21 protein-coding genes and 1 pseudogene are annotated in these 25,734 nt (G+C 70.4%); 12 read left to right on the top strand and 10 right to left on the bottom strand.

Going from position 1 to position 25,734, the window contains the following annotated elements:
- Nucleotides 1-19: 19 nt before the first annotated feature.
- On the bottom strand, nt 20-913 hold the full coding sequence (locus tag ACWD4G_RS38720) for a hypothetical protein (protein ID WP_451302138.1): 894 nt from the start codon (nt 911-913) through the stop codon (nt 20-22).
- Nucleotides 914-979: 66 nt separating this feature from the next.
- On the bottom strand, nt 980-1,846 hold the full coding sequence (locus ACWD4G_RS38715) for a helix-turn-helix domain-containing protein (protein ID WP_451302136.1): 867 nt from the start codon (nt 1,844-1,846) through the stop codon (nt 980-982).
- 56 nt (nt 1,847-1,902) lie between these two features.
- Here ACWD4G_RS38715 and ACWD4G_RS38710 point away from each other — a divergent pair, with 56 nt between their 5' ends.
- Complete coding sequence (locus ACWD4G_RS38710) at nt 1,903-2,475, top strand: class I SAM-dependent methyltransferase (RefSeq protein ID WP_451302134.1); 573 nt, start codon at nt 1,903-1,905, stop codon at nt 2,473-2,475.
- Between the two features lie 26 nt (nt 2,476-2,501).
- On the opposite strand, the gene ACWD4G_RS38705 is transcribed toward ACWD4G_RS38710, so the two are convergent.
- The gene (locus tag ACWD4G_RS38705; RefSeq protein ID WP_451302132.1) at nt 2,502-2,951 is read right to left on the bottom strand and encodes a protein-tyrosine phosphatase family protein; all 450 of its coding nucleotides are present in this window, start codon (nt 2,949-2,951) and stop codon (nt 2,502-2,504) included.
- A gap of 47 nt (nt 2,952-2,998) precedes the next feature.
- On the bottom strand, nt 2,999-3,739 hold the full coding sequence (locus ACWD4G_RS38700) for a FadR/GntR family transcriptional regulator (RefSeq protein WP_451302220.1): 741 nt from the start codon (nt 3,737-3,739) through the stop codon (nt 2,999-3,001).
- A gap of 327 nt (nt 3,740-4,066) precedes the next feature.
- On the opposite strand from ACWD4G_RS38700, the gene ACWD4G_RS38695 reads away from it, so the two are divergent.
- From ACWD4G_RS38695 to ACWD4G_RS38675, 5 genes are all read left to right on the top strand, one after another.
- Nucleotides 4,067-5,668: an ABC transporter substrate-binding protein gene (locus tag ACWD4G_RS38695; protein ID WP_451302218.1), complete on the top strand. Its 1,602-nt coding sequence runs from the start codon at nt 4,067-4,069 to the stop codon at nt 5,666-5,668.
- 129 nt (nt 5,669-5,797) lie between these two features.
- Nucleotides 5,798-6,757 (top strand): ABC transporter permease, encoded by a 960-nt coding sequence (locus ACWD4G_RS38690; RefSeq protein ID WP_451302130.1) that lies wholly within the window; start codon nt 5,798-5,800, stop codon nt 6,755-6,757.
- 70 nt (nt 6,758-6,827) lie between these two features.
- Complete coding sequence (locus tag ACWD4G_RS38685; RefSeq protein WP_451302216.1) at nt 6,828-8,888, top strand: dipeptide/oligopeptide/nickel ABC transporter permease/ATP-binding protein; 2,061 nt, start codon at nt 6,828-6,830, stop codon at nt 8,886-8,888.
- Nucleotides 8,885-10,015 (top strand): oligopeptide/dipeptide ABC transporter ATP-binding protein, encoded by a 1,131-nt coding sequence (locus ACWD4G_RS38680; protein ID WP_451302128.1) that lies wholly within the window; start codon nt 8,885-8,887, stop codon nt 10,013-10,015. Before ACWD4G_RS38685 ends, ACWD4G_RS38680 begins: the two co-directional genes overlap by 4 nt.
- A gap of 43 nt (nt 10,016-10,058) precedes the next feature.
- Nucleotides 10,059-11,000 carry a dihydrodipicolinate synthase family protein gene (locus ACWD4G_RS38675; RefSeq protein ID WP_451302126.1) on the top strand — a complete coding sequence of 314 codons (942 nt, stop codon included), beginning with the start codon at nt 10,059-10,061 and terminating at the stop codon, nt 10,998-11,000.
- Between the two features lie 24 nt (nt 11,001-11,024).
- Here the strand turns inward: ACWD4G_RS38675 and ACWD4G_RS38670 are convergent, their stop codons facing one another.
- From ACWD4G_RS38670 to leuA, 4 genes are all read right to left on the bottom strand, one after another.
- On the bottom strand, nt 11,025-12,158 hold the full coding sequence (locus ACWD4G_RS38670) for a sialidase family protein (protein WP_451302214.1): 1,134 nt from the start codon (nt 12,156-12,158) through the stop codon (nt 11,025-11,027).
- Nucleotides 12,159-12,466: 308 nt separating this feature from the next.
- Nucleotides 12,467-13,918 (bottom strand): cytochrome P450, encoded by a 1,452-nt coding sequence (locus ACWD4G_RS38665; RefSeq protein WP_451302124.1) that lies wholly within the window; start codon nt 13,916-13,918, stop codon nt 12,467-12,469.
- Nucleotides 13,919-14,165: 247 nt separating this feature from the next.
- Nucleotides 14,166-14,942: a TerB family tellurite resistance protein gene (locus tag ACWD4G_RS38660; protein WP_451302122.1), complete on the bottom strand. Its 777-nt coding sequence runs from the start codon at nt 14,940-14,942 to the stop codon at nt 14,166-14,168.
- Nucleotides 14,943-15,137: 195 nt separating this feature from the next.
- Nucleotides 15,138-16,859, bottom strand: a complete 1,722-nt coding sequence (gene leuA, locus ACWD4G_RS38655) for a 2-isopropylmalate synthase (RefSeq protein WP_451302120.1) — start codon at nt 16,857-16,859, stop codon at nt 15,138-15,140.
- A gap of 408 nt (nt 16,860-17,267) precedes the next feature.
- Here leuA and ACWD4G_RS38650 point away from each other — a divergent pair, with 408 nt between their 5' ends.
- The 4 genes from ACWD4G_RS38650 to ACWD4G_RS38635 all read left to right on the top strand — a co-directional run bounded on the left by ACWD4G_RS38650 (nt 17,268) and on the right by ACWD4G_RS38635 (nt 22,312).
- Nucleotides 17,268-18,338: a M4 family metallopeptidase gene (locus tag ACWD4G_RS38650; protein WP_451302118.1), complete on the top strand. Its 1,071-nt coding sequence runs from the start codon at nt 17,268-17,270 to the stop codon at nt 18,336-18,338.
- Between the two features lie 20 nt (nt 18,339-18,358).
- Nucleotides 18,359-18,625, top strand: coding sequence for a protealysin inhibitor emfourin (locus tag ACWD4G_RS38645; RefSeq protein WP_451302116.1), 267 nt, complete (start codon nt 18,359-18,361; stop codon nt 18,623-18,625).
- Nucleotides 18,626-18,837: 212 nt separating this feature from the next.
- Nucleotides 18,838-20,157: a GH1 family beta-glucosidase gene (locus ACWD4G_RS38640; RefSeq protein WP_451302114.1), complete on the top strand. Its 1,320-nt coding sequence runs from the start codon at nt 18,838-18,840 to the stop codon at nt 20,155-20,157.
- A 199-nt stretch (nt 20,158-20,356) separates the two neighbouring features.
- Nucleotides 20,357-22,312, top strand: a complete 1,956-nt coding sequence (locus ACWD4G_RS38635; protein ID WP_451302112.1) for a protein-arginine deiminase domain-containing protein — start codon at nt 20,357-20,359, stop codon at nt 22,310-22,312.
- A gap of 20 nt (nt 22,313-22,332) precedes the next feature.
- Here the strand turns inward: ACWD4G_RS38635 and ACWD4G_RS38630 are convergent.
- Both ACWD4G_RS38630 and era read right to left on the bottom strand, forming a co-directional pair.
- A pseudogene (locus tag ACWD4G_RS38630) lies at nt 22,333-22,731 on the bottom strand (hypothetical protein); the annotation flags it as partial.
- 97 nt (nt 22,732-22,828) lie between these two features.
- Nucleotides 22,829-23,824, bottom strand: a complete 996-nt coding sequence (gene era / locus ACWD4G_RS38625) for a GTPase Era (RefSeq protein ID WP_451302110.1) — start codon at nt 23,822-23,824, stop codon at nt 22,829-22,831.
- 163 nt (nt 23,825-23,987) lie between these two features.
- Between era and ACWD4G_RS38620 the strand changes: the two genes are divergently transcribed.
- Entirely contained in the window at nt 23,988-25,301 is a 1,314-nt protein-coding gene (locus ACWD4G_RS38620) for an ammonium transporter (RefSeq protein ID WP_451302108.1), read from the top strand.
- 3 nt (nt 25,302-25,304) lie between these two features.
- Complete coding sequence (locus tag ACWD4G_RS38615; protein ID WP_451302106.1) at nt 25,305-25,643, top strand: P-II family nitrogen regulator; 339 nt, start codon at nt 25,305-25,307, stop codon at nt 25,641-25,643.
- Nucleotides 25,644-25,734 lie beyond the last annotated feature (91 nt).

Genomic DNA, 25,734 nt, shown 5'->3' with positions numbered 1-25,734 from the left:
TACCGGGTGCGGCGCGCGTTCACTGCGGGTGCGGGAGCGCGAAGGCCGTCAGGAGGGTGTCGACGCGGATGCGCAGATCCGCGGAGTCGGCGCCCGTGACGGTGACGATCACGCCGCTCCCGCGCGACGAGCGGAGGAGATCGACGCGCACGCTGTGGATCGGACCGGAGAGGGCGAGGCTGTAGGCGGCGACCGGAGGCCAATGGCCCTCGCCGCCTTCCTCGCCCTCGTCGTCCGTCGGCTCCAGGGCGGCGGCGATGGCGGCCCAGTCGATGTCCTCGACGGAGGAGTGGTTGCTGGTGGCGTAGTGGTTGAGGAGTTCGACGAGCGGGCGTACGGCGTCGGGCCGGACACGGCCCCACAGGTCGTCGGGGCCCCCGGCACTCGCATACCCGTCCGCGTCGTCCGGCGGGGTGTACCCCGGGAGGCCCTCGCTCACGGCCCGCCGATCGTCGCGGGTGACGTGCAGGCCCGCCCAGAGGTCCAGTTGACGGACGGCGAACTCGGGGTCGTAGGCCGCCGTGGGGAGTTGGGGGACGCGTTTACGGCCGGTGTCGTCGAGGCGGTACGGGACGTCGAACGCCTCGTTCCAGCGGGCGAGCGCCGGAGCGAAGCGGGCCTCCGCCTCGGCCGGGTCGATCTCCAGGTAATGGGCGATCTGCTCCCAGGTGGCGCCCCGCTCCCGTTCGTAGGCCACGGCCCGGGTCAGCACCCCGTCCGCGGCCTTCACCAGCCCGGCCGCCTGGCTCGCCCGCCCGCCGGGTCCGGTGTCCATGTCGTTGCGCGTGCTCACCAGGCCCATCGCGCAGCCGGCGGCATCGATGGCCGAGGAGGAGAGGACGAGACGGGCCAGGGCCTCGCGGGAGAAGACGGCGCGGTCGGCGTCGTACGGGGTGGTGTTCGGGAGCGTCACGCGGGTCAGGGTCACATGGGCGGGCGGGGTGCGTCGCCCGGTTTTCGGCGCCCTTGCCGGCGGTGATCACCGGTGTACCGGGAAGTACTCGCGTGGAGTCACGCCGACGATGCGTTTGAAGGCGGCCACGAACGAGCTCGCGGAGGCGTAACCGACCCGGCGGGCGATGGATTCGAGGGGAAGGCCCTGGGCGAGGAGGGGCATGGCGGCGCGCATACGGGTCTGTTCGCGCCACTGGCCGAAGGCGAGGCCGGTGTCGGCGACGAAGAGCCGGGCGAGCGTACGGGCGCTGGCACCGACCTGGGTGGCCCAGGCTTCGAGGGGGCGGGGGTCGGCAGGGTTCACGGCGAGGGCGCGGGCCACCTCGCGGGCCCTCGGATCACGGGGCTCGGGGGCGTCGACGCTGGTCACGGGGACGGGGTGCAGGACGTCGAGGAGTACGGCCTCGGCGCGTGAGCGCGCCTCGGCGGTCAGGTCGGTGCGCAGGAGGTGGTCGATGAGGGCGCTCAGCAGCGGGCCCGCCTCGACGACCGTGGGGTCCGCCCAGTCGATCTCCGGGCAGCTCTCCGGGGCGATGTACGGGGCCCGCATCACCGTGTCGCCCGCCGCCGACTCGGTGACATGGGGGACCCCGGCGGGAATCCACAGCGCGAGGGTCGGCGGCAGCAGCCAGGAGCCCTGCCGGGTGGTGATCCGCAGCAACCCCTTGGCGGACCAGGCGAGTTGATGCACCGGGTGCCAGTGCCGGGCGTAGGCGGTGCCGCGGGGCATCGTGAAGTGGCCGATGAAGATGGCGGTGGGGTGGCCGCGGAAGCAGCGGTGGAGGGTGGCGGCGGGGTCGCGTTCGTCGCCCCCGCCCGGGTTCCGGTCGGCGCCCCGGCCGATGCCCACTCCCGGCTGTCCGCCCCGTTCCCGCTGTCCGTCTGGCGACATGGGACGGCAGCCTAGCCCGTGGTGGACAGCCGAGGGGCGGGCCTAGCGTCGAGGGCATGCCGATGAATCTGATCCACCGCAAGTTGTGCGGCTCCGAGAAGTGGGCGCGGACGACGAAGGAACTGCTGCTGCCCTGGGCGCTCGACGGTGTCGAACTGGGCTCGGACGTCCTGGAGATCGGCGCGGGCTACGGCGCGAACCTGCGCGTTCTCGTCGAACAGGTGCCGCGTCTCACCGCCGTGGAGATCGACGCCGCCACCGCCCGGCTGCTGGACGTCACCTGGGGCGAGCGGGCCCGGATCGTACGGGCGGACGCGGCGGCGATGCCGTTGCCGGACGCGTCGTACGACTCGGTGGTCTGCTTCACCATGCTGCACCACGTGCCGACGGCCGAGCAGCAGGACCGGATCTTCGCGGAGGCGTTCCGGGTGCTGCGGCCCGGCGGTGTCTTCGCCGGCAGTGACAGCCAGTACAGCTTCCGCTTCCGGATGCTGCATCTCCGGGACACGATGAACATCGTGGAGGCGGCGACCCTGCCCGCACGCCTGCGGAAGGCGGGCTTCACCGACGTCTCCGTGGACCTGCACAAGCTGGGCGGCTCCCTCCGCTTCCGCGCCCGCCGCCCGTAGGACGGCAGCGGGGTGGGGGCCCACCATCAGGTCCCGAAGCGTCGTACGTACCGCCGCTGCCACGGCGTCTCCACCGCGTGACGGTCGTAGTGCCGGCGTACGTACGCCACGGCCTCCTGTGGTGGTACGCCGTCCAGGACCGCGAGGCAGGCCAGCGCGGTGCCGGTGCGGCCCCGGCCGCCGCCGCAGGCGAACTCGACCCGTTCGTCGGCCGCCCGGCGCCAGGCGTCCCGCAGGACCTCCGCGGCCTCGGCCCGATCGGCGGGCAACCGGAAGTCGGGCCACCGCAGCCAGCGGGACTCCCAGGGGACTTCGGGCGGCTCCTTGCCGAGCAGATGCACGGCGTACGTGGCGGCCGGGCCGTCGGGAAGCGGTCGCCGCAGCCCCCGCCCGCGCACCAGCCGCCCGGACGGCAGCCGCAGCACCCCGACGCCACCGGGCTCCCACGGCTCGACCACGGCCGGCGCGCCGCTCACTCCCATCGCCTCCCCCATCCCGCCCGGTCCTCCCTCGTCCTCCCCGCTCATCCCACACCCCGCGTAGCCTGCGCCGCCCTGGTCTCGATCCCCCTGAAGTGGTCGGTCATCGCCCGCTGCGCGCCCTCGATGTCGCGGGCGCGGAGGGCCGCGACTATGTCGCGGTGGCGCTGGATGGTGAGTTCGGGGGTGGGGTCGTCGGTCCAGCCGCGCGCTCCGGCGACGCGGAGGAAGACCGTCCAGAAGGCGCCGAGGAGTTGGGGGACGAGGGCGTTGCCGAGGGAGGCGTAGAGGAGTTCGTGGAAGTCGCGGTCGAGTTCGGCGACGGACTCGCCCGCCTTTCCGGCCGCCTCCATGCGGTCGACGAAGGCCGCGAGTTCGTCCAGCTCGGTGTCGGTGAGGGTGCCGACGACCCGTCGTACGAGGCCCTCCTCCAGTACCTCGCGGACCTGGAGGATCTCGGCGAGCGCGGCGGTGTCGCCGTCGTGGCTGGCCAGGGTGCGGAAGGTGAGGCCGTCGATGAGGGGGGTGAGGGAGGCCTGCCCGACGTAGGTGCCGTAGCCGTGTCTGATGTCGACTATGTCGAGGGCCTGGAGCGCCTTGAGGGCCTCGCGGACGGAGTTGCGGCTGACGCCGAGGTCCTCCATCAGCTCCGTCTCGGTGGGCAGGGGCGCTCCCGCCCGGAGTCTGCGGTCGAGGATCAGCTGCATCACCTCGCGCTGGATCTGGCTGCTCACCCGCCGCTCGGGCCGGCGCCGACTGCCGCTCTCCTGAGACATGCGCCGCATCGTACGCTCGCCGGACATCCGACGTCCCACCTCCGGAGGGAAACCGAGAAAACGGGCCGTGGAAACGCCAGGTTGACCGGCAGTGATCATTCTGGAGAAGTCGCTCCCAACGGAGCGTCAACTGTCCTTATTTCATACTGGTGTTGATCCGACATTGGTCGCACCTTTGGCAAGTACGCCATTCGTGTGCGATCTCTTGACCGGCCCCACGTGCGCTCTTATCGTCGCGCTGCTCCCTGTAGGACGTAGGACGTCGTATCTCCACCTCTCTCTGGAGGAACCGTGCGCGACGTGAGCCCTGACGCCCCCGATGCCCCTATCGCCCCGATGCCGGGCCGCCGGTCGTTCCTGAAGTACTCCGGCGCGCTGGGCGCCGCCGCCGCGGTCTCCTCGTCGCTCGCCGCGTGTTCGGCGGGGCCGGAGTCGACCAATGACACCGGCGGCGGAAGCGGCGGGAACAGCACCCTGACCGCCGTCATCGGCTACGGCAACGACGGCAGCTGGGACCCCACCCAGACGGCCTCCGCCTTCTGCATGGCCGCCAACAACCACATCTACGAGGGCCTCCTCGACACCGACCCCATCTCCCGCGAGCCGTACGCGGCGCTGGCGACGGCCGTGCCGAGCGATCTCAGCGGTACGTCGTGGAAGTTCGAGCTGCGGGCCGGCGCCACCTTCCACGACGGCAAGCCGGTGACCGCCGACGACGTCGTCTTCGTCTACGACCGCATTCTCGACCCCGACACCCAGACCCTCGCCAAGGGTTTCTTCGCGAGCTGGCTGCAAGAGGTCAAGAAGATCGACGCGCGGAATGTGGAGCTGGTGCTGAAATTCCCCTTCCCCGAAGGGATTTCACGGCTCACCCTCGCCAAGATCATGCCGAAGCACGTCTTCTCCCAGCCGGGCGCCTGGGAGGAGGCCATCAAGGGCAAGGCGGTCGGTTCGGGGCCGTACCGTCAGACCGCGCACCACCCGAAGTCCAATACGACGTTCGAGGCGTTCGGCGACTACAACGGGCCCCGTCCGCCCGCCTTCAAGAAGATGAACTGGCTGACCATCGTGGACGCGGCACCTCGCGTCGCGAAGATCTCCGGGTCCAATGCCGGCGCCCAGATCGCCGACAACATCCCGTACGCCAATATCGGCCAGCTGGAGAGCGGCGGAATGACCGTCCAGGGCGGCTCCGGGATGAACAACCTCTTCCTGATGTTCAACACCCAGCACAAGCCCTTCGACGACGTACGGGTGCGACAGGCGCTGCATTACGCCATCGACCGGGACAAGATGATCGAGGTGGCGCTGAAGGGGCATGGAAAACCGGCGAGTTCGTTCCTGAACGAGGGGAATCCCAGCTATCGGCCCGCCAAGGACGTGTACGGGTACGACCCGGAGAAGGCGAAGGCGCTGCTGAAGGAGGCCGGGGTCAGCGGGCTGAAGATCGAGATCCTGGCCGTGAACGTGAGCTGGATCGTCGACTGTCTGCCGACCATCAAGGCGTCATGGGACGCGATCGGCGTGGAGACCACGCTCTCCCCTCAGGAGACCACCGCCGTCTTCACCAAGATGGACCAGAAGCAGGACTACCAGGTCGTCGCCGCCGCCTCCAATCCCAATCAGTTCGGGCTGGACGCCGATCTGATCATGCATTACAACTACGGGCCGCAGAACCTGTGGATGCAGTATGCCCGTTGGGCCGACAACAGCGTGGCCAAGGGGCTGTTCAAGGATATGGAGCAGGCTACTCGGGAATCCGACGCCGACAAGAAGAAGACGATGGTGCAGGATTACATCGACGTCGTCGCCGAGCAGGTTGTGCTTTATCCGGTGGTGCATACCGAGTTGATGACCGCTTGGAATCCTAAGCGGCTCACCGGGATAAGGGCACAGCCGTATCCGGGGATCAACTTGCTTCAGGCCAAGTGGGTCTAGGCGCCGTGGGGGCTTTGGTTGTTGGCCGGCTGCGGCATCGTTGTGGCTGGTCGCGCCCCGCGGCGGAGCCGCAAATCAGCACAGCCCCGCGCCCCTTTGGGGCGCGGCTGATGTCGGCGGAGTGAAATCTTGATCGCTGTTCTTCGTATCCTTCTCCGGCGCCTCGCCCTGCTCGTTCCCCTGATGCTCGGGATCGTTCTCTTCGTCTTCATCGTCATGCGGTTCTCCGATGTCGATCCGGCCTCCGCGTTCTTCCAAGGGGCCAATCCGACGCCGGAGCAGTTGCATGAATTCCGTGAGGAGAACGGGCTGCTGGACCCCTTTCCCGTGCGCTATGTCGACTTCGTCGGCGATCTGCTGCACGGCGACATGGGGATCAGCGCGCTGACCCGGGCTCCGGTCGTCGACCAGGTGATGACGGCCCTGCCGCTCACCCTTCAGCTCACGTTCCTGGGGCTGGGGATCGCGGTCGTACTGTCGCTGGTGGGCGGCGTCACGGCGGCCATCTACCGGGACCGGCTGCCGGACCAGATCATCCGGGTCGTGTCGCTGACCGGTGTCGCGGCGCCCGGGTTCTGGCTGGCGCTGCTGATGATCCAGTATCTGGCCGTCGACCTCGGCTGGTTCCCGACGGGCGGTTACGTCAATCCGGCGGACTCCTTCACCGGCTGGCTGAAGACGATGACGCTGCCGGCGTTCGCGCTGTCGCTGCCGGTGGCCGCGCAGCTCACCCGGATCGTGCGGACGTCGGTCGTGGAGGAGCTGGACAAGGACTACGTACGGACGGCGATCGGCAGTGGACTGCCCCCGCGCGTGGTCGTCGGCCGCAATGTTCTGCGCAACGCGCTGATCAACCCGCTCACCGTGCTCGGGCTGCGCGTCGGCTATCTGCTCGGCGGCGCGGTCGTCATCGAGACGATCTTCTCGCTGCCGGGGATGGGCAAGCTGATGATCGACGCCGTGAAGAACGGCGACCCGGCGGTCGTCCAGGGCGTCGTCCTGACCACGGCCGCCGGATTCGTGGTGGTCAACCTCGCCATCGACATCCTCTATCTGCTGGTCAACCCGCGGTTGAGGGAGGCGAGTTGAGAACCACCACGATCGGGGTACTCGGCGACGACGATCCAGGATGCGAGCTGAGGCACTGATGTTCGGGCTGATGGTGACCACCCGCAAGCGGCTGACGGAGGCTCTGACCCGGCCCGGCGGTGTACGGCTGCGGTCCTGGCGGCGGCTGCCGGTGCTGTCGCGGATCGCGGTCTGCGTCCTCGCGGTCGTCGTGCTCACGGCGCTGCTCGCACCCGTACTCGCCCCCCACGACCCGCTCGACCAGCAGCCCCTGGTCGGCGGCACGGGCGCCCCCTCCGCCGAGCACTGGTTCGGCCAGGACAGCCTCGGCCGGGACATCCTGAGCCGGCTGATGTACGGCGCCCGCTGGTCGCTGGCGATCGGCCTCGGCGCCACCGGCCTCGCGCTGCTCGCGGGGGCGCTGATCGGAGCCGTGGCCGCGACCTCGCGCAAGGCGGTCGACGAGACCCTGATGCGCTGTCTGGACGTCGTCATGGCGTTCCCCGGCATCGCGCTCGCCGCCGTGCTCGTCGCCGTCTTCGGCGGTGGTATCGAGGTGCTGATCTGCGCGATCGCGTTCCTCTTCACCCCGCCCGTGGCCCGCGTCGTACGGGCGAACGTCCTCGACCAGTACGGGGAGGACTACGTCACCGCCGAACGGGTGATAGGAGCCCGCACCCCGCACATCGTCATCCGGCACGTCGCCATCAACTGTGCCGCGCCCGTACTGGTGTTCTGCACCGTCCAGGTCGCCGAGGCCATCGTCTTCGAGGCGTCCCTGTCCTTCATCGGCGCGGGCGTACGACCGCCGGACCCGTCCTGGGGCAGCGTCATCGCGGACGGCAAGAACATGGTGCTGACCGGGGGCTGGTGGGCGACCGTCTTCCCCGGACTGCTGATGCTGATCACCGTCCTGTCCCTCAACATCCTCTCCGAGGGCGTGTCGGACGCGTGGGCGGCACCGGCGGCGCGGGAGGTGGGGTCGCCGAAGGACGGAGGCAAGGCCCCGATGCGGGGCGAGCGCAAGGCCGACGACGAGCCGGAGGGGCGCGAATTCGAGACCCACGAGGTGGAGGGGCGCGCGCCCGAAGACCCCGCCCCCGGCAGCGGTACGGTCACCGCCCTGCCGGGGCTCTCCGAAGCGGCCCGGCGGCTGCGGTCCCGGGCCCGCCCCCTCCCCTCCGGGCAACCGGTGCTCTCCGTCGAGCGGCTGGCCATCGGCTTCGACGACCGGCACGGCGGCGTGGACATCGTCGACGGCATCAGCTTCGACGTCCGGCCCGGGGAAGTGCTGGGCCTGGTCGGCGAGTCGGGCTGCGGCAAGTCGCTGACCGCGCTGGCGGTGATGGGGCTGGAGCCGAAGGGCGCCCGGGTGCGCGGCCACGTCCGGTTCGACCAGCGGCAGTTGGTGGGCGAGCCGATGCGCGTACGGCGGCGGCTGCTCGGCCACGAGATGGCGATGATCTACCAGGACGCCCTGTCCTCCCTGAACCCGGCGATGACGATCCGCGCCCAGCTCAAGCAGGTCGTACGCCGGGGCGGCAAGCGGTCGTCCGCCGAACTGCTGGGCCTGGTCGGGCTGGACCCCGAGCGGACCCTGCGCAGCTACCCCCACGAACTCTCCGGCGGCCAGCGCCAACGCGTCCTCATCGCCATGGCCCTGTCCCGCGACCCCAAGCTGATCGTGGCCGACGAGCCCACCACCGCGTTGGACGTGACCGTCCAGGCCCAGATCATCGAACTGCTGCTCCGGCTGCGCGAGGAACTGGGCTTCGCACTGATCCTCGTCTCGCACGATCTGGCGCTGGTGGCGGACGTGACCGACCGGGTGGTGGTGATGTACGGCGGGCAGATCGTGGAGACGGGGGTGACGGCGGACCTCGTGGAGGCGCCGGCCCACCACTACACGCGGGGGCTGCTGGGCAGCGTGCTGTCGCTGGAGTCGGCCGCCGAGCGCATGACCCAGATCAGGGGCGTCGTCCCCTCCCCCGCCGACTTCCCGGCGGGCTGCCGCTTCGCCGACCGCTGCCCGCTGGCCGACGAGACCTGCCGTACGACCGCCCCGGCACTCCTGGGCCCACCGAACCACCGGGCCGCCTGCCACCACCCGGCGGTGGACCTGGTCACGACGGAACGGGAGGTGGCCCGGTGACCGAGCGACCGGATGCCCTCGTAGAACTCGCCGACGCCCATGTCGTCCACCGCGCCCGCAGCGGCGGACTGTTCAAGCGGGACCGTGTGTACGCCCTGACCGGCGCCGATCTGGTCATCGCGCCCGGCGAGACCGTGGGCGTCGTGGGCGAGTCGGGGTGCGGCAAGTCGACGTTGGCGAAGGTGATCGTCGGGATCGAACGGCCGGTGGCCGGGACCGTGGCGTTCCGGGGCCGGGACCTCTGGACGATGCCTCCGGCCGAGCGCCGGGGGATCGTGGGCAGCGGCACCGGCCTGATCTTCCAGGACCCGTCCACGGCCCTCAACCGCCGGCTGACGATCCGGCAGATCCTCCGCGACCCCCTGGATGTGCACCGGCGCGGCACGAGCGCCGAGCGGGAGGACCGGGTGCGGGAGCTGATGTCCCTGGTCGGGCTGCCCTCGGTGCTGGCCGGGGCGCTGCCGGGCCAGCTGTCGGGCGGTCAGCGTCAGCGCGTCGCCATCGCCCGGGCCCTGGCCCTCGACCCCGACCTGGTGGTGGCCGACGAACCGACGAGCGCCCTGGACGTGTCGGTTCGCGCCCAGATCCTGAACCTCCTCCTGGACCTCAAGGAGCGGCTGGGCCTCGCGCTGGTGTTCGTCTCGCACGACATCCAGACGGTACGGCGGATGAGCGACCGGGTGATCACCATGTATCTGGGCCGGATCGTGGAGGAGTCCCCGGCCGGCTCGGTCACGGACCGCGCCCGGCATCCGTACACCCGTGCGCTGTTCTCGGCCACGCCGGGTCTGCTGGACCCGATCGACGCGATCCCGCTGGTGGGCCCGGTCCCGTCGGCGACCCGGCCGCCGAGCGGCTGCCCCTTCCGTACTCGATGCTGGAAGGCGGACGAGGTCTGCGCGGTGGACATGCCGGACTTCACGGCCGCGTCGGAGCCCGGACATCGCTTCCGTTGCCACCATCCTGTGCGGGAGACGGAGTCGACCCACGACCTGGTCGCCGAGGCCACCGCCACGGCCACCCGACGCTCCACGCCCGCATCCCCGTCCCCCTCCACATCCATGTCGACCCCCGCCTCCACGGCCCCCGCCATGGCCGTGCAGGACCGGCCCGAACGAGATACGTAGTGGTGCCCGGCACGGACGGGTACCCCGCAGCAAGGGAGCCACGATGACCATCCCCACCCCGCTCACCGGTGTCGTCCCGCCCGTCTGTACCCCCCTGACGCCGGACCGCGAGGTCGACGTACCGTCACTGCTCCGCCTCGTCGACCATCTCGTGGGCGAGGGCGTGGCCGGGCTGTTCGTGCTGGGGTCGACATCGGAGGCGGCGTATCTCACGGACGCGCAGCGGCGGCTGGTGACGGAGTCGGTCGTCCGGCATGTGGCGGGACAAGTACCCGTACTCGCCGGGGTGATCGACATGACGACCCCGCGCGTCCTGGACCACGTACGCGCCGTCACGTCCGCCGGGGCGCGGGCCGTGGTGGCGACCGCCCCCTTCTACACCAGCACCCACCCCGCCGAGATCTCCCGTCACTACCGGCTGCTCGCGGCCCACTCCCCCGTCCCGGTCATCGCGTACGACATCCCGCCGGCCGTCCACACCAAGCTGCCCACCGAGGTCGTACTGGACCTGGCGGCGGACGGGACGATTGCCGGGCTCAAGGACTCCAGCGGCGATCTGGCCGGTTTCCGGGCGGTGCTGACGGGTGCCCGGTCCGCCGCCGTCCCGGCCGGCTTCGCCGTCCTCACCGGCTCCGAACTCTTCGTCGACTCGGCCCTCGCCCTGGGCGCCGACGGCTCGGTCCCCGGCCTCGCCAATGTCGACCCCGCCGGTTACGTCCGTCTCGACCGCCTGTGCCGCGCGGGCGACTGGGACCGGGCCCGCGCCGAACAGGAACGCCTCTGCCAGCTCTTCACCATGGTCGGCGTGGGCCGCGCCGAGGCCCCCCGCATGGGCGGCAGCGCCTCCGCCCTCGGCGCCTTCAAGGCGGCCCTCCACCTCCGCGGCATCATCGCCTGCGCGGCCACGGCCGAGCCCCAACTGCCGCTGTCGGAGGCCGAGGTGGAGCAGGTGGGCAAGTACCTGGCGGCGGCGGGCCTGCTGTAACAGCCACCGGCCGTACGGCTACGGCTACAACCCCGACACAGCCAGCCGGCGGAACTCGATCGTCTCGTACGGCCCACTCGTACCCGTCTCGTACAGCACCCCCACCCGCGTACTCCCCAGCGGGACGAGGTCGGAGTACGCGGCGGGGCGGGTGGACAGCGTCGCGGACCTGGCGAAGGAGGCGCCCGAGTCGCCGCTGCGCCAGACAGACAAGGACCGGCGCTCGGTGGGCACCGAGGGACCGGAGAAGAGAAGGGGACCGTTGTTCAGCTGGAGCACGGAGCCCTGGACGATCGGTACGTCGTTCAGGGTGGGCTGGACGGTGTAGGGGCGGTCCAGGGTTTCGCCGCCGTCGGTGGAGTAGGTGTCGAGGCGGTTGCCGACGCTGGTGCCGTGCTGGTCGCGGGTGCTGAAGTACAGCCGCCCGTCGGGGAGTTGGGTCGCGCTGTTCTCGTTGGCGTTGTCGAGGCCGTCGTAGGAGTCGTCGACGAAGCCGAGTTCCCAGGTCGTGCCGCCGTCGTCGGAGTAGATGGCGTGGGCGCCGTAGTACCTGGGTTCCTGGCCGGTGTCGGTGGAGTCGGCGGGCGGGGCGGCGGAGTGGTTCGAGGGGACGACCAGCCGGCCGGTGTGCGGGCCCCGGGTGAGGGCGACCGCGTGGCCCGGCCCGGTGGCGTACCAGCGCCAGCCGGGAAGCTTCACCTCCGCCGTGATCTCGCGTGGCGCGGTGAACCGCCGCCCGTCGTCCTTGCTCGTCTGCACGAACACCCGCCGGCTCTGCTCCTGAGTGACCTCGCCCCGCATGATCTGGCCCTCGGTGACCGCACCGCTGTTGTACGAGGTGACGAGGACGACGCGACCGGTCCTCGGGTCCACCACGGGCGCCGGATTGCCCCGCGTGTTCCCCTCGCCCGCCGCGACCACCTTGAGCGGCCCCCACGTGCAGCCCCCGTCGGCGGAACGCCTGAGCACGACATCGATGCTGCCGGTGTCCCCGGCCCCGTTCCGCCGCCCCTCGGCGAAGGCCAGCACCGCCCCCGCGCGCGTGGTGACGACGGCCGGGATGCGGTACGTGTCATAGCCGCCGGTGCCGGAGACGTACGGCACGGACGCCACACACCCCCGACTGGGAAGCGCCGCGACCGGGGGCACGGTGCCGATGCCGGAGGCGAGCGCGACACTGACGATGACGGCGGCGGTGAACAGCCCCTTGGCGGGAATGGGCACGACGAACCCTCCGGGCGGGCAAGCGAGGCAGGGGACGACCGATGTCCCGGCGAACGTAATCCCTCCCCTGGTGGCCGGCAATACCGTTGACCCACCCGAGTCACCTGAGCCGCACGCCTGGTGACGAAACGTCAGTCATCCGGCTGTCCCCCCGACCGGCTGCCTTCCGAACGTCCGCCCCCTGACCGTCCGCCCCGACTCCGGAGGCCAGGCCGAGCGGGGCTCCCCGGAGTCGGGAACGTTCAGCCTGCCCGGCGTTCCAGGACCAGCCGTACCCCCTGCGGCCACATCGTTGTCCTCGGCTTGGGCTTCGCCCTGCTGTTCGGGGCCGGGTGTACGTGCCACTCGCGGAGGATCACCGCGAGGGCCACCTGGGCCTCGGTGAGTCCGTAGACGTCGGCGACGCAGCGGCGGGCGCCCGCGCCGAACGGGACGTAGGCCTCCCGCTGGCGGCGTGAGACGCGGGTGTCGAGCCAGCGGTCGGGGAGGAAGCGGGTGGGCTCGGCGAACACCTCCGGGTCGCGGTGGAGGCTGTAGGGGCTGAAGAGGACCCCCGCGCCGGCGGGCAGCCGATGCCCGCCCAGGTCGGTGTCGACGAGGGTGACACGGCTGAGCACCCATCCCGGAGGATGCAGCCGCAGCGACTCGCTCAGCACCCGCTTCAGCCGGGGCAGCCGGGACAGGTCCTCGTAGGTGACGGGACCGTCGCCGAGGACCTCGTCCAGTTCGGCCTCCAGCCGTTCGTATTCGCCCGGGTGGTCGCACAGCAGGCTCAGCGTCCAGGAGAGCAGTGCGGCCATGGTCTCGACGCCGCCGATGAAGAACGTGATGACCTGGTCGTACACCTCCGACTCGGTGTGGCTCGTCGGGCGGTCCGGGGGAACGAGCACCGACAGCAGGTCCTGGTGGTCGGTGGGGTCGTCCATGCGGCGCCGGATCATGGCCCGGATGGCCTCGCGCGTCTCCCGGGACGCCTTCGCGTAGCGCAGGTTCCCGGGCGTGGGCAGCCGGCTGCTGCCGGGCACCATCATGTGGGTGGCCATGGTGTCGAGCAGGGTCGGCACATGGCGCTGGAGTACCTCGACGTACGGGCGGTCCTCGGGGGCGAGGAAGAGGCTCCGGGCCAGCACGGCGACCGTGTAGCGCTTCATCTCCGTGTAGGGGTCGATGATTTGTCCGGGCCGCCAGGTCGAGGACACCTCGCGTGCGCAGTCGTGGAACCGCTGGGTGTGGTGCGGCAGTCGGTGGCGGCTGAAGACGGGACGTAACAGGGTGCGCATCGGGCGGTGCGGTCCGGCCGGTGCGGTGGCGAGGCCGGTGCCCACGATCTGGGAGACCTGGTCGAAGTAGGGGCCGCCCTTGTCGAACTCCGCTCCATTGCCCGCGAGCAGGATGCGCTGGACCAGTTCGGGGGCGCTGACCACATACACCGGGGTGCGCCCCAGCCTGACGCGCACGACCGGGCCCAGCGCGCGCATGTCCTCCAGGAAGCCCAGGGGATCGCGGGCCAGCCGCCCGGCGTGACCGATGAGCGGGAGCGCGCCGGGAGCGGAGGGGGTGGTGCCGGTGTCGGTGCCGGTGTCGGTGCCGGTGCCGGTCTTGAGCCGGCTCTTTGCCTTGGGCCGCGTCTTGGTCTTGAGCTGGGTGTGGGGCTTGGGCTTGCGCTGAGTCTTGGGCTTGGTCTTGGTCGCCATGGGACCTCGCAGTGCCGTGGGGGGACGTCATTCGCCACCCTCCCCACGACCGCATGACCCATGCAAGCGCTCACTACGGCGCTTGAGGCACACGCGCGGCTACGAAGTGCGCACGTACGACTGGAGAGCGCGCGTACGAAACGCGTGAGCCTCCAGGGCCGCGTGTGAGCGAAGCCAAAGCCACGGGCCGCCGACACGAGGCGTACGGGCCGCCGTCAGGAAGGCGCACGAGGCGTACGGGCCGCCGTCAGGAAGGCGTACGGGCCTCCGCGAGCAATCGCGTCACATCGTCCGCGCAGATCATCAACGCCGCGCCCACCGTCGACAGGACCTCCCGCTCGGCGGGCGTGTACGACCCGTCCGCCAACGCGATGCGCGCGCCCTGGAGCAGGATCGCCTCCCGGCCCGCCGGGGCCAGATGCGGGGACAGCGGGTCCAGGGCCTCATGGAGCTCTATGGCGAGGCCCGCCCCGCAGGGCCGGCCGTAGAGGCGGCCGGTGTCGGCGGCGAGGGCCTCGACCAGGGCGGCCAGTTGGTCCTCGGTGCAGTCGTCGAAACCGGCGGCGCGGGCGGCGGTCGCGGCGGCCGTCAGGGAGGTGCGCGAGCAGCTTCCGTCGGCCGCCAGGACGGCGAGGGCGACGGTGTGCACGGCGTCGCGGAGCATCGCCGAGAAGCGGGTGGTGGTGGGGTGGTCCAGGACGTCGGTGGCGTGGTGGCGGCGGCAGGCGGCGCACTCGACGACCGGGCCGGTCTCGCCGCGCGGCAGCACCGGCACCCCGAGGAGGGTGAAGCGGCGGCGGCCGAGCAGGCGCTGGTAGTTGCGGTCGCCTCCGCAGCCGGGGCAGAAGAACTCGCCGTCGCCGACGCCGGTCCAGGCGGTGCGGGTGCCGACGATCCGGGAGAGCCCGGTGACCTGTCCGATCGACCTGAGTCGTGAGTGGCCGGTGGCGCGGCCGGTCGTTCCGGCGCGCGACGACCCGGTGACACGGCCGAGCGGTCCCCGTGGTCCCCGTCCTGGCTGCACGTCGCACCTCCGTAACCCCACGGCAACATCGCCGCGCTTGCGTGATGTTAGCCACATCGGCGAGAGGTAGTCAGTACTCCGGACGAGCCCTTCCCGGTACCCACACAGTGTTTGGCCGGTAAACGACGGGGCCCCCGCCCACCGATATGCGCGATATGCGGTGAACGGGGCCCTTCAAACCGCCGATTCGGCTGGTCAGCGCGTCGCGCGGTTGACGGCGGAGACGACCGCCTTCAGCGAGGCGCGCGTCGTGTTCGCGTCGATACCGATGCCCCACAGGACCTTGTCCTCGATGGCCACCTCGATGTAGGAGGCGGCCTGCGCGGAGGCGCCCTCGCTCATCGTGTGCTCCTGGTAGTCGAGCAGCCGGGCGTCGATGCCGATGCCCTGCAGCGCGTGGAAGAACGCGGAGATCGGGCCGTTGCCCGTGCCCACCAGGGTGGTCTCGGTGCCGTCGACCTCGGCCTCCACGGTCAGCGTGTCCACGCCGTCCTTGTCGGTGGTCGACTGGTTGTTCCTGACCTGGATACGGCCCCAGGGGTTCTCCGGGTTCGGCAGGTACTCGTCCTGGAAGACCGCCCAGATGTCGCCGCCGGTGACCTCGCCACCCTCGGCGTCGGTCTTCGCCTGGATGATCTTCGAGAACTCGATCTGCATCCGGCGCGGCAGGTCCAGCTTGTGGTCGTTCTTCAGGACGTACGCGATACCGCCCTTGCCGGACTGCGAGTTGACGCGGATGACCGCCTCGTACGACCGCCCGACGTCCTTCGGGTCGATCGGCAGATACGGCACGGCCCACTCGATGTCGTCGACCGTGACGCCCTTGGCCGCCGCGTCGGCCTCCATCGCGTCGAAGCCCTTCTTGATGGCGTCCTGGTGGGAGCCGGAGAAGGACGTGTAGACCAGGTCGCCCACGTACGGGTGGCGCGGGTGGACCTCCATCTGGTTGCAGTACTCCCAGACGCGACGGATCTCGTCGATGTCGGAGAAGTCGATCTGCGGGTCGACGCCCTGGGAGAACAGGTTCATGCCCAGGGTGACCAGGTCGACGTTGCCGGTGCGCTCGCCCTGCCCGAACAGACAGCCCTCGATGCGGTCGGCGCCCGCCATCAGCGCCAGCTCGGCGGCGGCGACGGCCGTACCGCGGTCGTTGTGGGGGTGGACGGACAGGCAGACGTGCTCGCGGCGGGACAGGTTGCGGCCCATCCACTCGAAGCGGTCCGCGTGGGTGGAGGGGGTCGAACGCTCCACGGTGGCGGGCAGGTTGAGGATGATCTCGCGACCGGGACCCGGCTGCCACACATCCATCACCGCCTCGCAGACCTCCAGCGCGAAGTCCAGCTCGGTGTCGGTGAAGATCTCGGGGCTGTACTGGTAGCCGAATTCCGTCTCGGGGCCCAGCAGCTTCTCGGCGTACTCCATCACCAGCCGCGTACCGTCCACGGCGATCTGCTTGATGTCGTCCCTGGAGCCGCGGAAGACGACCCGGCGGAAGACCGGCGCCGTGGCGTTGTACAGGTGGACGGTGGCCCGCTTGGCGCCCTTCAGGGACTCCACGGTCCGCTCGATCAGGTCCTCGCGGGCCTGGGTCAGTACGGAGATCGTGACGTCGTCCGGGATGGCGCCGGGCTCTTCGATGATCGACCGTACGAAGTCGAAGTCGGTCTGGCCGGAGGCCGGGAAGCCGACCTCGATCTCCTTGTAGCCCATCTTGACCAGCTGGTCGAACATCCGGCGCTTGCGCTCGGGGGACATCGGGTCGATCAGGGCCTGGTTGCCGTCACGCAGATCGGTGGAGAGCCAGCGAGGGGCGGCGGTGATCCGCTGGTTCGGCCAGGTGCGGTCCGGGATGTCGACCTGCTCGTAGCGGCCGTACTTGTGGATCGGCATGGAACTGGGCTGCTGGCGGTTCGCCATGATTGCGGGGCTCCTCTTGGGTGTCCGAATGGACGGCCGACACGCAACGCGAAGCTCCGCGGGGAGGGAGTCGACCTGGACTACAGGCCCTCGCCGCGGCAGCTAAGAAGAAGCAGCCCGAAACGCATGATGCGCAGCACAGTAACCGAGTCGAGCTCTACGCGGCGGGTCGTATCAGTATGCGGGACGGGGGCGGCAAGTGGGGCAAAAGGTGCACGAGGTCACACCGGACACGAGGGCGCCCCCATAAGGGGCGCGGGGAACTGCGCGACCAGCCACAACGGAGGCGCGGACCGAAACCCACCGGCGGTAACACGGCACTCACGAAACGCAACCCATACAGCCGCATTTCACCAATCAAGGTTGCCCCTAGTGACACACACCTAACGGAGTGCAATCGTGCGAGACATGACCACCAACGGGGGCCATGAGCCCATCTTCTGCACGGTCGTCCCGCCACACGTCCTCGACAAGCTCTCCCAGGCCGACGACTCGACGCTCGCCAACGCCGCCCGCCGCACCCTGGAGCGCGACGCGCTCGAACGCACCCGCCGCCGGCTGACCACGGTCATCGGCGCCCCCTCGGTCGCCGCGCCGGCCGGCGCCGAGGCCGGCACCCCGCACCGCACGATCTACGACGCCCGCCACGGCACGGACCTGCCGGGCGCCACCGTGCGCGAGGAGGGCGCCGAGCCCGGCAAGGACGCGACCGTCAACCGCGCGTACGCGGGCCTCGGCGCCACCTACGAGCTGTTCTGGAAGTCCTTCGAGCGGGACTCCATCGACGGCAACGGACTGCCGCTGGACGCGACCGTGCACTACGACCGCGACTACAACAACGCCTTCTGGAACGGCGAGCAGATGGTGTTCGGCGACGGCGACGGCGAGATCTTCCTCGACTTCACCATCCCCATCGACGTCATCGGCCACGAACTCAGCCACGGCGTCACCCAGTACACGGCCAACCTCACGTACTTCGGCCAGTCGGGCGCCCTCAACGAGTCCATGTCGGACGTCTTCGGCGCGCTCATCAAGCAGTACACCCTCGGCCAGACCGCCGCCGAGGCGGACTGGCTGATCGGCGCGGGGCTGCTGGCGCCGCGCGTCACGGGGGTCGCCCTGCGGTCGATGAAGGCACCGGGCACGGCATACGACGACGATGTCCTCGGCAAGGACCCGCAGCCCGCGACGATGGACGGCTATGTCCGCACCGGCCGCGACAACGGCGGCGTGCACATCAACTCCGGTATCCCCAACCACGCGTTCTATCTGTGCGCCACGGCCCTCGGCGGCCACGCCTGGGAGCGGGCCGGGCAGATCTGGTACGACGTCCTCACCGGCGGCGAGCTGCGCGAGCAGGCCATGTTCGTCGACTTCGCCACGCTCACGGTGAAGGCCGCCAGGGAGCGGTACGGGCAGGGGGACGTGCTGACGGCCGTGCAGAAGGCGTGGGAGCAGGTGGGCGTGCGGACGCTGTAGTTCCGTACTAGACATGAGCCATGCGGATTGAAGTGCGGCGCACGGGTGGGTTCGCGGGGATCGAGCGGCACGCGGTGGTGACCACCGCGGGGCGCGGCGACGCGGCGGAGTGGCGTGCTCTGGCCGAGCGGGTGTTGGCCGCCGGCCGGGGTGCGCGCCCGTTGGGGGTGCCGGACGGGTTCTCCTACGAGATCACGGTCGATGGGGAGACCGTGTACTGCGCGGACCCTCGGCTGAGTGAGGAGCAGCGGGAGTTGATTTCCCGGGTGCTCAAGGAAGGGGCGTGAGGGCTCCTAAGGGGGTGCCACGATCGGCCGTCTGGAGGCTGCGGCGCCGTCGTGGCTTGTCGCGCCCGCGCGGCGGAGCCGCAAATGTCACAGCCCCGCGCCCCTGAAAATGGGGCTGCGCCCCTATTTTCAAAGGCCTCAGCCCCCGGCCCCAAGAACCCGATCCTCCCGTGCCGTTGACTTCCGTTACCCGGGGTACGGATGATCCGCGCATGGCGACGAATCCCGTACCCCGGTTCCCCGACGGCTTTCTCTGGGGGGTTTCCACCTCCGCTCATCAGATCGAGGGGGCGGTGGGTGAGCGTGAGGCGTCCGTGTGGGATGTGTTCTCGGGCGAGGCGGGGCGGATCAAGGACGGGTCCACGGCGGCGGTGGCCTGTGATCACTTCCACCGTTACCCCGAGGACGTGGCCCTGCTGCGCGATCTCGGTGTCGGCGCGTACCGTTTCTCGATCTCCTGGCCGAGGGTGAACTCCCCGGGCGGTCTCGACTTCTACGACCGGCTGGTGGACGAGTTGGCGGGGGCGGGGGTACGGCCCGTGCCGACGCTCTTCCACTGGGATCTGCCGACGTCGCTCGACGAGGCCGGCGGCTGGCTCCACCGGGACACCGCCGAGCGTTTCGCCGAGTACGTCGCCGGTGTCGCCGCTCGGCTGGGTGACCGGGTCAGCAAGTGGATCACCGTCAACGAGCCCGCCGAACACACCCTGTTGGGCCATGCGCTCGGCACCCACGCACCGGGCAGGCAGCTGATGTTCGACGCGCTGCCCACCGCCCACCACCAGCTGCTGGGCCACGGTCTGGCCGTACGGGCGCTGCGGGCGGCCGGCGTCACCGACATCGGTATCGCCAACTCGCACGGGCCGACCTGGGCCGCGTCGCAGGCCCAACAGGACGTGGAGGCCGCCGAGTTCTACGATCTCCTGCTCAACCGGCTGTTCGCCGAGCCCGTGCTGCTGGGTGAATACCCGGACGGGATCGGCGAGTTGATGCCCGGCAACGACATCGCGGGCGATCTGAAGATCATCTCCGAGCCGATCGACTGGTACGGGATCAACTACTACGCGCCGACGCGGGTGGGCGCCCCCGAGGGTGAGGACATCGAGTTCGGCGGTGTCACCATCCCCGCCGAACTCCCCTTCACCGTGAAGGAGATCGAGGGCGTACCGACGACGGACTTCGGCTGGCCCGTGGTCCCCGAGGGGCTGACCGAGCTGCTGACCGGCTTCCGTGAGCGCTACGGGGACCGGCTGCCGCCCGTGGTCATCACCGAGAACGGCTGCTCGTACGAGGGCGTCGACGACCGCGAGCGGATCGCCTACCTGGACGGGCATGTCCGGGCGCTGCACCGGGCGGTGGAGGCCGGTGTGGACGTACGCGGGTACTTCGTGTGGTCGCTGCTCGACAACTTCGAGTGGGCGGAGGGGTTCGCGCGGCGGTTCGGGCTGGTGCACGTCGACTTCGAGACGCTGAAGCGGACCCCGAAGGCCTCGTACGGCTGGTATCAGGAGTTGCTCCGGGCCCAGAGGTGACGACCGCCCGCGCGGCACCGCTCGTCACCCGCCTCGGCGGACACCGGGCGCCACATCGAAATCACAGGGTTTCCACAGGCAACGCATTCGCCCTCTCGTCCCTCTTCAGTGCTGACCATCCGCACCGCTGAAGGGACGCACCGTGCCTACGCGTTCAGCCAGACCCTCTCGCATCCGACCCGCCCGGCAGGCGGTTGCCGTGCTGGCCGTCTCCGGGACCCTGCTCGCCACACCCTCGCTCGCGCTGCCCGCCGCGTTCGCCGCCGCGCCGGCGACGGATCTGCGGGCGGATGTGAACCGGGACGGAAAGGTCGATGTCACCGGCTCCACGGACTCCGGCTGGGAGGACAGCTGGTCCGTCGGGCGGGGTGCGCTGATGCTGCCCAACATCGACGACGACACCAAGCGCTGCCCGGCCACCGGCCCGAAGGGCAAGCCGCTCTCCGATGCCAGGCTGGCCGCCTGCAACGACGCCTCCGACACCAAGGTGAACGGCACCGCCGACGCCGCCGACCTGGCCCGAATACGGTCCGTGCCGATGCGGAGCCTGCCCGCCGGGGCGCAGGGCAGCGTGAAGGTCACGGCCGGTGCCAAGCAGAGCCGGGTCTTCGTCAAGCGCGGCAAGAAGTGGGAGCAGGTCACCGACAGGACCCGGCTGTCGCGGGCCGAGTTGCGCGCGGGCGTGGAGTTCGGGGTCGAGGCGCGGGACGTCATCCGGGACGCCGCCAAGTGGAACGGACAGGCCAAGGTCCGGCTGACCGTGAAGTCCTCGGCGGGCACCTCCTCCGACACGGTCACCCTGCGCGTCGCCCCGCTGCTCACCCACCACCATCTGCAGAACACCCAGCAGTTGATGGTCACCAAGATCTCCGGCGACGACGACTACGCCAAGCTCAACGGCACCTTCCGCAAGGGCCTGGACAAGGCCGCGCGCGCCGCCGGGGTCACCGAGCCGACGATCAACTTCACCAAGTACGGCGACATCTGGGCGCAGGACTTCGTGGAGCCCGCGTATGTGAGCATGACCGGCGCGAACGGCGGCCGGCACACCATGCGGGTGATGCTGCGCTCCGCCCAGATGGACCGTGAGGCGGGCCGGGAGCTGTTCGAGAAGGTGCGGGGCCGGAACATCGGCGTCGTCCAGGTCACGGGCGCCCTCGATTCGGAGGAGTGGACGCTCAACTCCATGGGCAATCTGGAGACCATTCCGCCGTACGCCCACGGCGGGCGTTCCTTCCCGGCGGGCCGGATCATCATGGGCCACCGGCCCGAGTTCAAGTCCAAGCCGGCGAAGGCGATGCGGACGCTGCTGAAGTCCCAGGGGCTTCAGGACCCGCTGCTGCTGGACACGTCCTGGCTGCATGTCGGCCATGTCGACGAGTTCGTGCAGTTCCTGCCCGCCGACACCCCGCGCGGCTGGAAGATCGCGATCGCCGACCCCGAGGCCGGTCTGAAGCTGCTGCGGGACGCCAAGAGCGCCGGGCACGGCTCGACGAGGATGTTCTCCCTGCCGAAGGACGCGCCGAACTCCATGCCGAACGAGACCGTCTCGACGGCGCTCGCCTCCAAGAACCTCGTCTCCGACAACAACCTCGCCACCCGCCGGATCGAGGCCAACCTCGCGATCCTCAAGCGGGAGACGGGTGTCACCGACGCCGAGATCGTCCGCGTGCCCGCGCTGTTCACGCAGGGCACGGAGATGGAGGGCGAGAGCCGGTCGGGCGCCGACGCGAAGACCCGCCTCCCCCGGCTGACCCGTCTCGGCGCGGGCACCGGCTCCGTACTGCCGGAGGCGGCGCGGGAGTACGGCCAGCAGCGGAGGCTGGACGACCGCTCGGGCGCCCTCTCGACGCCGTCCGCGACGGCCGGCGGCTCCGCCAAGGCTCCCGCGCGCCCGGTCATGACCAGCGCCTACATCCCCGGCGCCGTCAACGGCATCGTCCTCAGCCGCACCGACTACCTCGCCCCGCGTCAGTGGGGGCCGGTCATCGGCGGCAAGGACATCTTCACCCAGGCCGTGACCGCCGCGTACACGTCCGCCGGCATGAAGGTGTCGTACCTCGACGACTGGGAGACCTACCACCTGGGCATGGGCGAGATCCACTGCGGCACGAACACGTTGCGGAAGGTGTCGACGGCCTGGTGGAAGCGGTAGCGCTCCGCTGGGTTTGGCGGCTACTGGCGGTTGTTCGGCTGCGGCTCCGTGGGGGCTGGTCGCGCCCGCGCGGCGGTAGCCGCATATCCAGCGCAGCCCCGCGCCCCTTTGGGGCCCTCGGTGAGCGGGACGGCCGCCGCCCGGGCCAGTGCGGATGTCGCCGTCCGCTCGTCCCCGAGCCGGACGGCGACATCCGCGCGCAGCACGAGGAGTTGGAGGAGCAACACACCCGTCGGCGCACCCGCCTCACCCTCGGCCCGACCGCTCCCTTCGTCCTCCACCCGCCCGCGCAGCGCGTCCTCCGCCCGCCCCAGCACCCGGTCGACGACCTCCGCCGCGCCCGCCGGGTCGCCCTTCGAGTCCGCGAGGAGGGAGGCGTGGTGCAGGGCCCGCGCGAAGGTCTCCTCGGGTGGGTGGTGGGCACTCAGGTCATGACACCGACGACGCCGACACGAGGCGGTACCACGACCGCCGAGTCGGAAGCCGAATCGGAACTGGCGTAACCGTGCCCGGACTTCAGAACCCCAGCCGCCGCAACTGCTTCGGATCGCGCTGCCAGTCCTTGGCCACCTTCACGTGGAGGTCGAGGAAGACCGGGGTCCCGAGCAGGGCCTCGATCTGTTTGCGGGACTTGATGCCGACCTCCTTCAGGCGTTTGCCCTTGGGGCCGATGATGATGCCCTTCTGGCTGGGGCGTTCGATGTAGACGAAGGCGTGGATGTCGAGGAGGGGCTTGTCGGCGGGGCGGTCCTCGCGGGGGAGCATCTCCTCGACGACGACGGCGATGGAGTGCGGGAGTTCGTCCCGTACGCCTTCCAGGGCCGCCTCGCGGATCAGCTCGGCGATCATGACCTGCTCGGGCTCGTCGGTGAGGTCGCCCTCGGGGTAGAGCGCGGGCCCCTCCGGGAGGAGGGGGATCAGCAGGTCGGCCAGGAGGTCCACCTGCTTGTCGCCGACCGCCGAGACAGGGACGATCTCCGCCCACTCGAAGCCCAGCTCCGTGCCGAGCTGGTCGATGGCGATCAGCTGCTCGGCGAGCCGCTTGCCGTCCACGAGGTCGGTCTTCGTGACGATCGCGATCTTCGGCGTCTTCTTGATGGACGCCAGCTCCTTGGCGATGAAGCGGTCACCGGGGCCCAGCTTCTCGTTCGCCGGGAGGCAGAAACCGATCACGTCGACCTCGGCCCAGGTGGTGCGTACCACATCGTTCAGCCGTTCGCCCAGCAGGGTGCGCGGCTTGTGCAGACCCGGGGTGTCCACCAGGATCAGCTGGGCGTCGGGCCGGTGCACGATCCCCCGTACCGTGTGCCGCGTCGTCTGCGGCTGGTTCGCGGTGATCGCCACCTTCTGGCCGACCAGAGCGTTCGTGAGGGTGGACTTGCCCGCGTTGGGGCGGCCCACGAAGCAGGCGAAGCCGGCCCGGTGTTCCCCCACTGCCTTAACGGCGTGGGAGGGGCCCCCATCCTCGGCCGACTTCTCTGATGACTGGGTACGCACGCTCATGCGACCCATTCTCCCTGATCGACAAAGCGGCACCGCACCACCGGTCGCACTCACCGCCATCGGTGAGCTTTCGGTAACCCCCACGCAACGAAACCTCGCCGAAACACAGCCGTACGCGTCCGGAAACGCACGCCGGTGACCCTCTGACGGACCCCGCACCGTTGGAGACCCCATGTATCTCGCCGCTCCCCTGGCCGCGAAGGCCGCCGACACCGGCGACACCGCCTGGCTGCTCGCCGCCACCGCCCTCGTGCTGCTGATGACCCCGGGCCTGGCCCTGTTCTACGGCGGCATGGTCAGGACGAAGAGCGTGCTCAACATGCTGATGATGAGCTTCGTGTCGATCGCCCTGGTCACGGTGGTGTGGCTGGCCGCCGGCTACTCGCTCGCCTTCGGCGACGACATCGGCGGCGGCCTCCTCGGCGGCCTCGACCACCTCGGGATGAGCGGCCTCGGCCCGGACAGCGTCCAGGGCACGGTCCCCACCCTCCTCTTCGCCACCTTCCAGCTGACCTTCGCGATCATCACGGCCGCGCTGATCAGCGGCGCGATCGCGGACCGTGCGAAGTTCGCGGCCTGGCTGGTCTTCGTCCCGGTGTGGGCGCTGCTCGTATACGTTCCGATCACCCACTGGGTGTGGGGCCCGGGCGGCTGGATTCTCTCGAAGCTCGGCGCGCTCGACTTCGCGGGCGGCCTCCCGGTCGAGGTCACCTCCGGCGCCTCCGGTCTGGCCCTGTGCCTGGTCCTCGGCCCGCGCCTGGGCTTCAAGAAGGACGCGATGCGCCCGCACAACCTGCCCATGGTCGTGCTCGGCGCGGGTCTGCTCTGGTTCGGCTGGTTCGGCTTCAACGCCGGCTCGGCCCTCGGTGCGGGCGGCCTCGCCGCGGCGGCCTTCCTCAACACCCTCGCCGCCGGCTGCACCGGTCTCCTCGGCTGGCTCTTCGTCGAGCAGAAGCGCGACGGCCACCCGACGACCCTGGGCGCGGCCTCCGGCGCCGTCGCGGGCCTGGTCGCCATCACCCCGTCCTGCGGCTCGGTCTCCCTCCTCGGCGCCCTGGCCATCGGCCTCGCCGCCGGCGTCGTCTGCTCGTACGCCGTGAGCTGGAAGTTCAAACTCAACTACGACGACTCCCTCGACGTCGTCGGCGTCCACCTGGTCGGCGGGATCATCGGCACGGTCCTGATCGGCGTCTTCGCCGTCGAGTCGATGACCGGCGGGGCGGAAGGACTGCTCTACGGCGGCGGTCTCGGCCAGCTCGGCAAGCAGTTGGTGGCCGTGGCCGCCGTGGGGGCGTACGCCTTCCTCGTCACGTACGGCACGGCCAAGGTCATCGACAAGGTGATGGGCTTCCGCGCGGACGAGGAGCACGAGCACACCGGCCTCGACCTTACGGTCCACGCCGAGACCGCATACGATCACGGCGTCCTGGGCCACGGAGCCCCGGTCACCTCCTCCGTCCCCTCCTCGCAGAAGGCCAAGGCTTAAGACATGAAGCTCATCACCGCGATCGTCAAGCCGTACCGCCTCGACGAGGTCAAGACCGCCCTTCAGGAGATGGGGGTCCATGGTCTGACCGTCAGCGAGGCCAGCGGGTACGGTCGGCAGCGGGGTCACACCGAGGTGTACCGGGGCGCGGAGTACCAGGTCGATCTCGTGCCCAAGGTGCGGATCGAGGTCGTCGTGGACGACGCGGACTCCGACGCCGTGATCGACGCGATCGTCAGGGCCGCCCAGACCGGCAAGATCGGCGACGGCAAGGTGTGGGCGCTGCCGGTGGACACGGTGGTACGGGTCCGCACGGGCGAGCGGGGCCCGGACGCGCTCTGAATCCTCTGGAACGTGAGTGAGGGGTGGGGGGGGCCGCCGCCCGCGGGGCCCCCCCCACACAAAAGAAGCGCCCCCCCCGCCCAAACAAACC

The sequence above is a fragment of the Streptomyces sp. NPDC002643 genome, assembly GCF_053592555.1.
This window is presented reverse-complemented; position numbering and strand designations above follow the sequence as displayed.